This window comes from Exiguobacterium sp. s166 (genome assembly GCF_018618855.1).
Lineage (GTDB): Bacteria > Bacillota > Bacilli > Exiguobacteriales > Exiguobacteriaceae > Exiguobacterium_A.
Genome location: NZ_JACSMU010000004.1, coordinates 213,710 through 227,158 on the forward strand (window position 1 = coordinate 213,710; position 13,449 = coordinate 227,158).

The window sequence follows — 13,449 nt, forward strand, 5'->3', positions numbered from 1 at the left end:
CGCCATCAAAGCTGCCGGGTTGAAAAAATTGAATTAAGCGAGTTCGATTCCGCCTGTGACACCATAAATTTGCGCCGTCACATAACTGGCATCATCCGAAGCGAGGAAGACATAGACGCTCGACAGTTCTACCGGTTGGCCGCTCCGTTTAAGCGGTGTTTCCTGTCCGAATTCCGGAATGTTTTCGCTTGGTTGACCACCTGAGATTTGCAATGGTGTCCAGATTGGACCCGGTGCGACCGAGTTGACGCGGATGCCTTTTGGCGCGACTTGTTTCGCAAGTCCGCGCGTGAAGCCGTTGATGGCAAATTTTGTTGACGCGTAATCGAGTAAGTTCGCACTTGGGTTGTAGCCTTGAACCGAAGTCGTCGTAATGATGGAAGCCCCTTCTTTTAATAACGGAAGGGCAGCTTTAACGACCCAAAACAGTGAAAAGACGTTGATTTCATATGTTTTGCGGAGCTGTTCCGTCGACAGGTCCATGATGTCCTCGACAGCTTGTTGTTTACCGGCGACGAGTGCCAAAATATCAATTCCGCCAAGAGATTCGTGTGCTTCTTTGACGAGTTGTTGACAGAATGTTTCGTCACTGAGGTCACCGGCAAGTAAGTATGCCTTTTGACCGGCTGCTTCGACGAGTGCTTTGACTTCTTCCGCGTCTTGCTGTTCTTCCGGAAGATAATTGAGGAACACATCGGCACCTTCACGGGCATAAGCAATGGCAGCGGCACGGCCGATTCCGGAATCGCCTCCTGTGATTAAGGCTTTTTTCCCTTTTAATTTACCGGATCCTTTGTAGCTTTCTTCACCACAATCGGGAACGGGTTCCATTTTTGCCTGGACAGCCGGCGCCTCCTGATATTGTTTCGGGAAGTCATCATTGAAATATTGTGTAAGTGGATTGTTAGACTGTGACATGAATTGATTCCTCCTGTGATAGTGGTTTCGTTTGCATAAGAAGTATGTTCCCTGTCACTTCACGTCTAAACGTCAATTGGTTAACCGAGTGAAGTTTTTCTCAGTTGTGGAAGGAGACTGGGCAAAGCAGCCGCAACAGATTATCGGAATCGACCGGATGAACAATAAAAAAATCGGAATCCACAGGTGTGGACTCCGATTTGAAAAGAGAGGGGGAAGGCAATGCATTAAACGCGTTCCGATGTCAGCTCATTCATGCCTTGTAAAGCTGCTTGGTTCAGTAAGTTCCACGGTTTGTTGTAATGGGGCTGGAAGAAGAAGTCGACGAAAGCCAATTCTTCGAGCGTCATGTCGTTTTGAATGGCTACCGATAACGTGTTCATGGCTTGTGTCAAATCAACTTTTGAGATGATCTGCGCCCCGACAAGGCGGTGAGTCGTTGTTTCATAGACGAGTTTCAATTGGACATTTTCAGCTGTCGGCATGAACTCAGGACGGTAGGCATCCTGAACCGTCGTACTCGCTACTTCCAAACCGAAGAATGGAGCGGCATCTTCCGTCAGACCGGTCGAAGCAATGTTCAAGTCATACAAGCGGAGACCGGATGTACCTTGCGTCCCCTGGTAACGGATTGTCGGAGCAAGCAGGTTTTTTCCGACAAGTGTCCCCATACGGACGGCATTCGTTGCGAGTGGAATATATGCATGTGTCCGGGCCGGATTGTAATAGACGGCACAGCTGTCACCGGCAGCAAAGATGTTCGGATTACTTGTCCGCATATAGTCGTCGACGATGATGGCACCGTTCGGTAACATGTCGATTTGTCCTTTTAACAATTCCGTGCTTGGTCGGAAACCAACACAGAGAATGACGAGATCCGTTTCAAACGTTCCTTTATCCGTGACGACTTGTGTGACGTTTCCATCAACACCGGTAAAGCTTTGAACAGTCTGGTTCAGTTCCAAACGAATGCCGCGATCCGTCAATTCGTTTTCGATGATGTCGGTGAATGAACGATCCAGGTATTTATTTAAAATCCGGTCGGCACTGTCGATGAACGTGACGTCTTTACCGTATGCTTCAAACGCTTCAACCAGTTCGGCACCGATATAACCGGCACCGACGACTGTGATTCGCTGGGCATCCGTCGCTTTTTTGATGATTGTTTGGGCATGGTGATAGTTTTTACAAAGCTCGATTTGATTGAGTTCAATACCCGGTAACATCGGAATGATCGGCCATGAACCCGTCGTCATGATCAATTTATCGTACGTATCATAAACGGTTTCACCCGTTACGAGGTTTTTGGCAACAATCGTTTGATTCGTGCTGTCGATTTCGAGAACATCATGTTTTAAGCGCATGTCTGCACCAAGCTCAGCCAGTTCATCCGGTGAAGAATAAAACAGCGACTCCGCATGCTCGACGACGCCACCGACGTGAAGCGCGATACCGCAAGAGAGGAAAGAGACGTTATCGTTTCGTTCATAAACGGTGATATCCAATTGCTCGTGCTGTGAAGTCAATTCTTTAACTGCTGCTGTTCCTGCGTGTGTACAACCGATGACTGCTACTTTCATGAGTAAAGTCCCCTTTTTGTTTTGTTTGTGATAAAAATCACATTCATTTGATATCCTTAGTGTATTACTTCACAAAGTGGTTTTCAAGTTCTTTGTTCAATATTGAGCAAAGATTTGTCTAAAATGTGAATGAGTGAGCAAGTGAGTGTCGTCTATATCAGTTTTGTTAAAAACGTGTAAAACTGTTTCAGTTTCTGAAGTTCAGGTTATAATGAAAGGGACAACAAAACGAAAGGGTGGAAACCGATGGACACCGAGAGGACCGATCATCTATTCAGCTTACCTGATTTTTAGCAGCGCCAATCTTCATTGAACAGGAAGGTAATGGCTTGAAAAAAATCAGGGAGAGCGAAAATAGATGAATACCCAAACGGGACAATTACATCCTCTCCCATGGAAGATACGGGAGAGGACAACACATGAAACGAATTATTACCATCTTAGCCGGAACGCTGCTTATGGCGTTTGGCTACTACACCTTGAATGAACAATTTGGTTTGGCAGAAGGCGGATTTATCGGGTTATCATTGCTCGGACGCTACTTTTTTGACATCAATCCATCGATTTCGATGATTGTACTCGATATTCCATTTTTTATCGGAGCACTCTATTTTAAAGGCAAACGGTTTGTCGGGGAAGCGCTGATTTCAGCAAGCGCCTTGTCTCTGTTTTACGAAATGTGGTACCGACTGGATCTGTTTCATTTTCCGGAACAGGCCTGGCCGGCAACGCTGATTGCGGCCGTCGCAAGCGGTATCGTGACCGGATATGGTCTCGGACTCGTCTTGAAAAGCGGCGCGGCAACAGGAGGCGACGATTTATTGTCGATGGGTCTCAGTAAGCTGACCGGCTTATCGATCGGGACGATTTTATTTAGTCTTGATGCCGTCGTCCTTGTCATCTCACTCGTCTATCTGCCGTTGAGCTTAACGTTATATACGTTGCTTGCCGTCGCGATTGCGGGGCGTGTTGTTTCAGTGATGACGCGTGAACCGGTTGAGGTAGCAATTCCGGTAACAGAGTTGAAATGAACCGAATCAAACCTTCCTGATATCAGGAGGGTTTTTGTTTTAGAATAATAAGAGAAGAAGAAAGGAGCAAAATCAAATGATCAGACAAGCGACTGCGAATGACGCGGATCAAATCGCGCCGTTGATTGAACAGGCGATTCATGAAATTGCCGAGACGCTGACCGGAACGCAGGAGAAGGAATTAATTTTGGAGCGGCTCGCGCTGTTTGTTACGCAAACCGGAAACCGGTTGAGTCACGAGAATATCCTTGTCAAAGAACTCGACGGACGTGTCGTCGGCATCGTCATCACGTATGCCGGATTTGATGCAGCACGGTTGGATGAACCGATTAAGCGTCAGCTCCGCGAGTGGACAGGACAGGACGTGCAAATTGATCAGGAGACGGAAGGTGATGTCTTTTATCTCGATACGTTATCCGTTGATGCAGCATACGGTGGAAAGGGAATCGGGTCTGAACTATTGCAGGCAGCGGCGGACGAAGGCGAACGGCGTGGATTACGGGCCTTTACGTTAAATGCGGATCAGACGAATGCGGGGGCGCAACGATTGTATCGACGTCTTGGATTCGTACCGGTCAAGACGATTGAAATCAGTGGCGGACAATTTGACTATATGGAACGACCGTATTCAACTTGAATGACGAGGGAAGTGCTTCGAATTCGTTTTAAGATTCGTTGATACGCAGACAAGACTTCGCTTTCCGCGGGCGAAACGTGAGCCTCCGCGTCGCCTGCGCGGCTTACGGGGTCTCACCTGTTCCGCTTTTCCCGCAGGAGACTTCGTGTTGTCTGCTTCTCCACGACGTTTTGTTAAGCTGTTAAGATCGATACAATAAGAATCTGGATTCAAAAAATCACTCGCTTCACGCGACTCCTACAGGAAAACGCGTGAAGCGAGTGATTTTTTTACGTTAAGCTTAATTAGGTGGCGATGATTTGTGATTCGTTGGAGTCGACCGGATCCATCACTTTAAAAAACGTTGTAACAGAACGGATTCGACAGGCGTAATCTGCTCTTCCAAACGAGAAGCTGCACACAACCGTAAACAACCCTTAAATCCGGTGACTTTTCTGATGCGCTTAAAGTAACAGATACGGTACAAATGACTGAGGATGAAGCGGGAAATACGTTCTGCCGGGTTTCGTAAAGACATTCGTCCTCCGTAGCGAATCAATAAAAAAGTACGGGCGACGTCCATCAGTGGATTGCCGATAGAGGCATCCATCCAATCGATAACGTACAGTTCTTCTTTTACGAGTAATAGATTATATGGATGAAAATCGCCATGACACAAAGCAGTGCCTCCTACTAGCCCATCATGATCAGGATACCGTTCCTGTAAAAGCGGTAAGCCGGCAATGGATAATGCATGAAGAAGTTTTTGTGATATGACCATTTTTGTCATGTAACGCCAAATCCTAAACGGATGACATTGCATCAGGTCACCGAGCGGTTCCCCTGACAGATACTCCATGCGAATGGATCGATTGACACAGTCATAGACTTGAGGGGTCATCGGAAAATTATGACGAATCCGTTGATGATTTTGAAATTCCTGTTGAATGGCAGCGAATGGAATAGAATCGTGAAACTGTTTTCGAACAATCGTCTCGCTTTCTTTCTGGATCATCGCCGTATTTCCGCTTCCAATAATACTCATCCAAATTCGCTCCTTAACGTAAAATTAACCGATACAACCGTGCATCCGCATCTTCCGGCTCAAACCGCCGATCACTCGTGAAATGGAAAACTTCCGTTGCTTCAAGCGGCACATCCGCTGCCATTAACCGTTCCAGCAATCGACCGGTCAGGTAGACTTCCTGTGATTTCGGCTCTGCCCGCCATTTACTTACAGATCCAATCGGAACGATGGTGGCAGCCGGTCGTTTCATCAAAAACTGCCGGTCCTCTTCGTCGGTGAAGACGGTTGCTGACGCCGGTAACTCGGTGATCGCTTCCGCCAGCTGAAGCGTTGCCGGCTGAGCAGTCGCCTGTTCATACAAGGCAATGCTGCCGATTACCAACTGGATGCATAAAAACGGAACGAGCCACTGGATCGATAAGTGCCGTACGAATAGGATGACGAGAAGCAGGACAAGCGGTAAGACATGCCGCGGCTTGTCGATATTTTGCGCGAACCAGACCCAAAGAAAATAACCGATCCCGGTTACAGACCACCAAAGTGAAAGCGGACGGATCCGTTGAGCGCATAAGAATAAAACAGAGGCAAGACCGAGCCAGGTCGCCAATCCGAATCCATGCCAGATCATTTGTTTTAGTGTTAATCCAAGTCGTTCGAGCAGCGAGGCTTGATCCGTTTGTGCCGTCCCTCCCCAGTCCGAAAAGTGTCCTATCACGAAACTGAGCGACAATTGGGCAAAGGAGGCTGGTCCGCCGACAGAGAAGGCAACCGGCAACAACCAGGCGAGTTGAGCAAGCAGGAGAACGGCGGTTTCCGATACAAATTGCCATGCATCACGACGTGACTGCCACAGTAAAAACAAGAGGATGATGCCGAACGGCGCATATGACAGCCGGGTCGCCATTAACAGTCCGAACAGGAGGTACGGCAAAAGGCGGAAACGGTTCTGCCGGGCCTGTTCAACACTCCACATGAACCAACAGAGTACACCGAGTGCGAGACCGTCCGACATACCGGTTGCAGACAACGTGACAAGCGAAGCAATCGAGACGACTGTAAACGCGCTGAGCAACCGAACGGTGTCGAGGGAACAGCGTTTGAATAAAAGATACAACGGGATGACACCACTTGCGAGACCGAATGTCGAAATCATACCAAATGCACGGACCGGATCGACACCAAGCCGCGCGAGACCGGTCGCGAGCAGGATGAAAAACGGGTATCCGGGGAAGTGCGGTTGCAGATTGGCCAGATCGTATTGACCGACAGCCAGTGTGAAATTCGCAATGTCGTAGCTTGCCACAAACGGACTGACGAATGCCAGACGGATGCCGGTGAACCCGAACAATAACAGACAAGCGATGAAAAAAAGCGATCGTCCACGTCGATGTGGATGACCGCTCCGAACCGTCATGAGACCTCCTGCAGTTTCTTAGCGGTTTTTGACGTCCGATTTTGACGTGTTAACATAAAACCGGCAAAGGCGAAGTATCCCCACCACGCGATGACCTGCTCGATGGATGGGTTGTGGCTGTAGCCGAACATCGCACCCATGAACGTGCCGATTTGTCCGCTGATCAAAGTCGTATTGCCCGTGTCCCGCAAATACTGGACTTGATCGATGTAGTGTTCCGGCATGAAAGCGACGATATTGTAAAGCGCAGCCGGTGTTCCGTCCGCATTCGTCAACAGACTGCCGAGCAAGCCGAGATCCTGGAACCGGCCAATCGTTTGCACAAGCATGCCCGCTGCAATGAATAAAATCAAGACGCCGGTCACTTGGAAAAAGCGCTTGACGGGAATCTTCATCGTCCCGGAAACGAACAGGTAACCGAAAATCAAGGCGAGCAGGAGACCGGAGACGGCACCGTAGCTCGTCAGGACTTTTTCGATTTCACCGCCGGAAATCGCGGCGAAGAAGAAGACCGTTTCGATCCCTTCCCGGACGATGACGAGGAACGAATGGACGATCATCGTAATCGCACTGCCGGTCGAGACGGCAGCCGCGACTTTCGCCTGTGAAGCCTGCTGGTTCTCTTTCGCCTCCTTGCCCATCCAAAGGACCATGTGCGTCAAGAGGAAAACCGAGATGATCATGATTCCAAGACGTAAATACGTATCGCTGCCGAAGCTTGCGAAACTCGTAAAGACGACCTGGAACAGGAAGGCGACACCCAGACTCGCGAGTAAGGCAAGTCCAACACCGGCGTAGACCCATTTTTTATATTGTGGTGCATTGAGCCGATCGAGATAACCGAGAATCAAGCCGACGATCAGGACGGCTTCGAGACATTCGCGAAGGGTGATTAAAAACGCCTGAAAATCCATGTGTCTTCCTCCTTATTGAGCGCGTCGTTTCTTACGCTGACCGATGATGACGATGACGATTAAGATGATGACGAGACTGATGGCGACCGTTTTCCAAATATCGTCCGTTCCGAAAGACTGACCGAAAATCGAGTCTTCTTCATCGAAGACACCGGTCTTTTCCTCACCCGGCAAAATGAATAACGGTGTGACCGTCTCTTCAATCTGTTTGATGTTTTGGTCAAACGCTTTGCGGTCACTTGCTTTTTTACCGACTCCGAACAATCCGGGGTTTCCAAGAGCAGCAAGCGAATCATCAAATGCAGTATACAAGGAATCACTTGTCTTTGCACCCTCGCTTTCCTTAACATAAGGGGCGAGGACGTCATATGTGCCGCGTGCCTTCGCGAGCAACAATTTCGCTTGGCCAAAGTCATCGAATTGTTCCTGTGCGAAATGCAGACGGCGTTCGATATTTTGACGTAAAGCGACGCGATACGCCTGTTTGGCTGCTGCTGCATCTTGGTCTGCCAAAGCGGAATCAATTTTTTCCTTCGCTTCCGGGAAGTAGAGCGTGAATTCTTTATCGTAAGCGTCAATCGTCTCCCGCGCTAATGTGTAATCTTTTTGGTCGAGTTGTTCTTCAAACTGTTTATAGGCTTCCGCGAACGCCTCTTTTCCCGGATCCCCGTAGCTGTAGGCAGATGCCGACAGCGGCGCAGTCAACAGGATTAAGAAGGCAATCATGGTCAATACAAGCGGTTTTTTCATCCAAGATGCTCCTTTCGTTCAAAACGTTCTTCAGCGGATAAGCGGACGACGGGGCGACGCCATTCCCGATAAATCGCAGGTAAGACACGCTGGACATAATTCAAACGGATAAAGGACTTACCGGCTTCGCGCACACGGTAACGAATCGGAACTTCGTGCAACCGGAAGCCTTTCCGGACAAGGTTCAGTGTCAGGACTTGAGCGTAGTTGTAGTCGTGGATGATTTCTGCATGGTTACACGCTGCACGGGAAAAGGCCCGCATCCCGCTTTGTCCGTCATAAATCCGCTGTTTCAGCAACAGACACTGTAACCAGGTGAAAACATGATTTCCAATATAGCGGTACAGGCGCATCCCGTCAACGGTCCCTAAGAAACGGGAACCGAACACATAGTCCGCTTCACCCGCGAGGATCGGTCGGACGACATCCGGAATCTGGTCAGCCGGATATTCATTGTCCGCATCGATCATGACCGCGACGCTTGCCCCATGCTCGTAAGACCGGAGCAGTCCTTCGCGGACAGCCGCACCGAGTCCCTGGTTGTCGGAAAAGCGATAGACGTGTGCGCCGTGGCGCCGTGCAATGTCCGAGGTCGCATCCGTCGAACCGTCATCAATGACGATGGTCTCGACGGGAAGCCCGTCAATTTCAGCCGGAATGCGTTTTAAGACAAGCGGCAAGGAGACTTCTTCGTTATGGGCCGGAAGAAAGACGACGATTTTTTTCATGAGGATTCCTCCTTAAAGGCTTCCGTCAGTAAGACACCGCGGCTGTCGTGCGGGATAGCAGCACCAAGCAACTTCGAGACGGTCGGTCCGAGCGACAGGATATGCCGGTGTGTATCAACTTTCAGACCGGAATGGACGTGTTTGCCGTACATCCAGAACGGGACGAACCGTTCCCCTTCATCCAGATGACCGTGACCGCCGATTCCGTCGGCTTGTCCGTGATCCGCCATGACGATCAGTGTGGCATCGTCGAGCTTACCAAGCCGGTCCAGATCGTCACAAAACTCAGCCAACAAGGCATCCGCCTCTTCGATTTTTTGGACATATTCGGAATAAAGGGTGCCGCGGCTGTGACCGGTCTGATCGGTCCCGATCAGCTGAATCGCCAGTAAATCCGGATCTTCGTCCCGGACGATCTGTTTGGCGCGGTCGATGATGTTCCGGTCGGCGACATCATTATGCATGACGGCTGTCACGGTATGCACGTCTTTAGAACCGAACGCATCGACGAGATGGGCGATACCGAGAATCTTACCGGTCTTGCCGACGTCACGCAGTCGATCGAAGACCGTGTCTGTTTTGACACCGGTCGTGTTCCAGACCATGTTCGAATGGATCCCGTGTTCTTCCGGTCGTGCGCCTGTGAACATCGAGCTGAAGCAGACGACGGTCCGGGCCGGATAGACCGTCTCCATGTTCGTATACTCCGTTCCTTCCTGGCGCAATCGCTCAAGGAAAGGAGTGTCTGCTGCCATATAACGATCTTTCCGCATGCCGTCGACAATCAGGACATAAACTTTCGACGAAGCGGGAACCGGTGCATCGACGGTCGACTCCGTCGGTAATTTCGGTTTCCAATCAAACAGATAATGATGCAGGATCCAGGCGAACAGGAACAGTCCGAGCGGGAACCAAAGATAAGACCAGTCAAGCGTCTGTTCGATTGAAGCCGTTTGCCAATAGGCAAGCAACAATCCGACTTTCGGCAGTTGTTCCTGGGCGTTTCCGCTTGTTGAGTCACTGTTCTTTAGAACGAGCTTCCAAAACCGGGTGAAATTCAACCAGTCGGTCCCGATCCGGAGATGATAATAAATCGTTCCCCAGAAAAAGACGGTAAAGAAGAAGTAGAGACCGGCGCCGTACGCGAATAGCGGGAGCAGACGGGAATCCGTTCCTTCTATAAATAGCCAGACAATCAAAGGCAGCCAAAGATAGTTCCGTAAAAATAACGGGAAATCAAACTTCCAATATAAAACGAGCAGCGGCAGTGTCACGAGGAAACCGAAGCCGGCACCGCTGAGTGAACCTTGAACTAAAAGCGTATAGCTCAGGAAAACACCCAGTGTAAAAATCGGTGTGAAGGGTTTACCTTCATTCAGTAAGTTCCACATCCGTGCGGCAACTTTTTCAAAGCGGGAAGCACTTTTCATGCAGGTCATCCTTTCGTGTTGTGCTTCTTGAACTGGGAAAACAGTAATTGAACCGTCTTAAAATGACGGATGAGTACATAAACCGGCGCTAAAAACGCAAACGCGTATTTAAAGAGATGGGTCATCAAGGCAAGCTCATACGGGTTCGGAACACCGGACAGGTGCAGGACGGTTCCCATGGCAAGTTCATACGTCCCGAGCCCGCCCGGTGTGAATTGGGCGATGCCGGACAGGACCCCGGCGCTCATCGCGACGAGAATGACGGGAAAAGGAACGGTCACTTCGGCGCCTTCGAAAAGACAAGCGACGGCAACGGCTTCAAAAACCCAAGCGAGCAGACCGTATCCGATTAATGCCGGCATCGCTTGGATGAATCTGCGAACGAGCAGTAAGAGGACGAGACCTCCTGTGAGTGCCAAGGCAGCGACCCAAACGGTTTGTCCTAATAATACCCCGGCCGCCACGAAAAGACCGAGTACGGATAGGTCGATCCCGCGTTGTGCGACCAAAATGGCGGTCGTCCGTTTGAGAGGACTGCCAATGGCACGGGCTGTCAACAAGCGGACCGCTTCCCCAAGCTTGACGGGGGATAGATGATTAACAGCCAGTCCGATATAGAGACTCGTCAGATAGACAGCTGTCGGAGCCGTTTTTTCATCGGCTGTCCGCCAGGCAATCGCCCGGACATAAAAAGCAAGTGCGTAGCTGAACGTTGCGGCCAGCGTCCAGTAAGAAGTCGTCAATGTTTTGATATAGCGCCAGGCAGTCGGCAGTTCCAAGCCGAATCGCAGAAGTAAAAAAAGAGCTGCCAACGTCAAGAAGACGCTCGCAACTCCACGGATCACCGACGTTCGAGATGCCATGTGATCATCCGTTCGATTCCATCAGCGAGCGTAAAGGAAGGAACGTAACAAAACGTCTGCCGGGCCGCCTCGGTATTACTCCAAGTCATTGAGACATCGCCTGGTCGGGCCGGTGCCGAAATGACAGGTACGTTAAACCGTTGGCCAAGTAACATGGCGATATCATGAACCGATTCCGGACGATTGGCACCGAGATTGAAGAGGCCTGTCGCGTTTGCTTCAAGCGCCTGTTCCATGCCCCGGGTAATGTCATCGATATAGGTGAAGTCACGGACCGGATCGCCGAAAACGGTAATCGCTTGACCGTCCAACGCTTGTTCAATGAAGCGGAACAATGCCATATCCGGTCGACCGGACGGACCATATACCGTGAAAAATCGGAAGATCGTCATGTTCAGGTCATACAGATTTTGATAGGTCCGGCAAAACGTTTCCGCACTGTACTTAGCTGCTGCGTAAGGACTCATCACATTTCCCGTCGCTTGATGTTCAAGCAAGGCGCCGGTCTGTTCACCATAAACGGAAGAGGAGGAAGCAAAAAACACATGCGGAATACCGTGGGTCCGAGCTGTTTCGAGGACAGTCACCGTCATCGCGATGTCATCTTCGATGTAGCGATGGGGTTCAGTTAAAGAGCCCGGGACACCCGGCAATGCTGCCAAATGAAACAGGGCAGCAAACGAGTGGGAGGCACACCACGTTGCCAAATCTTCGTGGACGTTGCCGTCAAAGACGTCAATCCCGTTAGCCTGTAACTGCTTTGCCCGTGTCCGCTTCAATTCGACATCATAATAGTCGGTAAAAGCATCGATGACATAGACGGTGTGACCGCTTGCTTGAAGACGTAGTGCAAGCGCCGCCCCGATAAAGCCGGCTCCTCCTGTAATTCCGATTTGCATAGCGCATTCCTCCGATTTTAAACGATTAGTTGAGCGGCTCTAACGCGTCAGTGATTTGATCACCTGTTTCTTCTGCCTTCAGATCACCTTTTTCGACAAGAGCATACCAGGCACTCGCATCTGCCAAAACTGTTTGTGCTGTTTCTTTGCCTAAACGATTTTCGAGTGTCGGTTTCATGGCAATGACGAACATGTTAGCTTCCATCGCTTCGACGCGTGCTGTATCAATATCTTTTTTCTCGAGTGCTTCTTGTGTTTCTTCGTGGTAGCCGTCAATCTTTTCCGTTAGTGCTTTGGCGAACAAGCTCTCGATTTCTTTGAACTTAACGTCTGCCGGTTTTGTTTTTGAGAAATCATAGCGTTCTTTTAATGTAGCGACGGCTTCTTCATCGCCGCCGGCAAGTGATTCTTCGATGGCCAGCAGGAATCCGTATCCTTCAGCTTGTTCCATCTGCAATTCTTTTTCGTCTGTGCCGGCTTTGACACCGTCTTCGATTTTTTGAGCGTATCCGAGAGCGGCGAGATAGAACGACCGGTAAATCGATTTATCCGTCAATTGTTTCGCAACATTAAAATCGGCGATGTTTTTTGCCGTAATCGCTTCTTCCTGCGCTGTCAATCCGGAGTTGATGGCTTGAGCGATCGAGTCTTCGTTTTTAAAGCCGTAACTGGCATCCCGTTTTTCAGCCGTCGGAATGAAGACTGTCTCTGACATGTCTTGAATGTCGTTGAGTGCAGCTGTCGCTTCGTCCGTTTTTCCGGCCTTAACGGCTTCTTCCGCCGTTGCTTGTGTTGATTTTTGAAGTTTATAGAAATAAGACTGAATGCCTTTATCCACGAGTTGGCGGGCAATATTCTCATCAAGTTCTTTGGATTCGACACCTGCTAATGCGGAACTGATGACTTCATCAATTTCAGGAGCAGCTGTCGTGACGCCGCCTTTTAATTTTGAGTCATAGCTCGTCTGAACCATTTTCCAGTCAATCGCTTGATTTTCTTTTGCTTTGTCGAGCTCCGCTTTGATGGAACTGAAGATCGTCAGTTCATCTTTTAAGGTCGTAGCGGCGATACCGGCGTTTGTTTTCGTCTCAGATGTTTGCTCCGTTTTTTCTTTTTTAGGAGCCGTCGTCGTCTCTTCGCTGTTTCCACAGGCCGCAAGCAGTCCTGCAGTCATAAAGAGTGATGCTACTTTTAAGCTTTTTTTCATAATCTATTCCCCCAGAATAAGATGATTGTGTTAAAAATGATGTCGTTTTCACAAATCTAACTATAGCGAGAA

13 protein-coding genes are annotated in these 13,449 nt (G+C 49.6%); 2 read left to right on the forward strand and 11 right to left on the reverse strand.

The annotated features are described in order from the left end of the window. Positions 1-33: 33 nt before the first annotated feature. A complete protein-coding gene (locus tag KNP93_RS11235) occupies positions 34-918 on the reverse strand; it encodes an SDR family oxidoreductase (protein ID WP_114596612.1) in 885 nt (294 codons plus the stop codon). A 227-nt stretch (positions 919-1,145) separates the two neighbouring features. Next, positions 1,146-2,498: an FAD-dependent oxidoreductase gene (locus KNP93_RS11240; protein WP_131973480.1), complete on the reverse strand. Its 1,353-nt coding sequence runs from the start codon at positions 2,496-2,498 to the stop codon at positions 1,146-1,148. A 419-nt stretch (positions 2,499-2,917) separates the two neighbouring features. On the opposite strand from KNP93_RS11240, the gene KNP93_RS11245 reads away from it, so the two are divergent. Next, positions 2,918-3,529: a YitT family protein gene (locus tag KNP93_RS11245; protein WP_131973479.1), complete on the forward strand. Its 612-nt coding sequence runs from the start codon at positions 2,918-2,920 to the stop codon at positions 3,527-3,529. 76 nt (positions 3,530-3,605) lie between these two features. Beyond that, positions 3,606-4,166: a GNAT family N-acetyltransferase gene (locus tag KNP93_RS11250; protein ID WP_214855350.1), complete on the forward strand. Its 561-nt coding sequence runs from the start codon at positions 3,606-3,608 to the stop codon at positions 4,164-4,166. Positions 4,167-4,494: 328 nt separating this feature from the next. Here KNP93_RS11250 and KNP93_RS11255 read toward each other — a convergent pair whose 3' ends face one another. From KNP93_RS11255 to KNP93_RS11295, 9 genes are read right to left on the reverse strand one after another with little or no spacing between them, the layout of a single operon-like run. Then, positions 4,495-5,190, reverse strand: a complete 696-nt coding sequence (locus KNP93_RS11255; protein ID WP_214855352.1) for a phosphotransferase family protein — start codon at positions 5,188-5,190, stop codon at positions 4,495-4,497. 13 nt (positions 5,191-5,203) lie between these two features. Then, complete coding sequence (locus tag KNP93_RS11260; protein WP_214855354.1) at positions 5,204-6,586, reverse strand: hypothetical protein; 1,383 nt, start codon at positions 6,584-6,586, stop codon at positions 5,204-5,206. Continuing rightward, positions 6,583-7,500, reverse strand: coding sequence for an FTR1 family iron permease (locus KNP93_RS11265; RefSeq protein ID WP_131503463.1), 918 nt, complete (start codon positions 7,498-7,500; stop codon positions 6,583-6,585). The genes KNP93_RS11260 and KNP93_RS11265 overlap by 4 nt, the downstream gene beginning before the upstream one ends. A gap of 12 nt (positions 7,501-7,512) precedes the next feature. Beyond that, the gene (locus tag KNP93_RS11270) at positions 7,513-8,250 is read right to left on the reverse strand and encodes a hypothetical protein (RefSeq protein ID WP_131973476.1); all 738 of its coding nucleotides are present in this window, start codon (positions 8,248-8,250) and stop codon (positions 7,513-7,515) included. Further along, positions 8,247-8,978, reverse strand: coding sequence for a glycosyltransferase family 2 protein (locus KNP93_RS11275; protein ID WP_214855356.1), 732 nt, complete (start codon positions 8,976-8,978; stop codon positions 8,247-8,249). Before KNP93_RS11275 ends, KNP93_RS11270 begins: the two co-directional genes overlap by 4 nt. Continuing rightward, positions 8,975-10,408 carry an alkaline phosphatase family protein gene (locus KNP93_RS11280; protein WP_214855358.1) on the reverse strand — a complete coding sequence of 478 codons (1,434 nt, stop codon included), beginning with the start codon at positions 10,406-10,408 and terminating at the stop codon, positions 8,975-8,977. The genes KNP93_RS11275 and KNP93_RS11280 overlap by 4 nt, the downstream gene beginning before the upstream one ends. Before the next feature lie 5 nt (positions 10,409-10,413). Beyond that, positions 10,414-11,271: a lysylphosphatidylglycerol synthase transmembrane domain-containing protein gene (locus tag KNP93_RS11285; protein ID WP_214855360.1), complete on the reverse strand. Its 858-nt coding sequence runs from the start codon at positions 11,269-11,271 to the stop codon at positions 10,414-10,416. Further along, positions 11,250-12,170, reverse strand: coding sequence for an NAD-dependent epimerase/dehydratase family protein (locus KNP93_RS11290; RefSeq protein WP_214855362.1), 921 nt, complete (start codon positions 12,168-12,170; stop codon positions 11,250-11,252). The genes KNP93_RS11285 and KNP93_RS11290 overlap by 22 nt, the downstream gene beginning before the upstream one ends. A gap of 25 nt (positions 12,171-12,195) precedes the next feature. After that, positions 12,196-13,377: a hypothetical protein gene (locus KNP93_RS11295; RefSeq protein ID WP_131503457.1), complete on the reverse strand. Its 1,182-nt coding sequence runs from the start codon at positions 13,375-13,377 to the stop codon at positions 12,196-12,198. Positions 13,378-13,449: the final 72 nt, after the last annotated feature.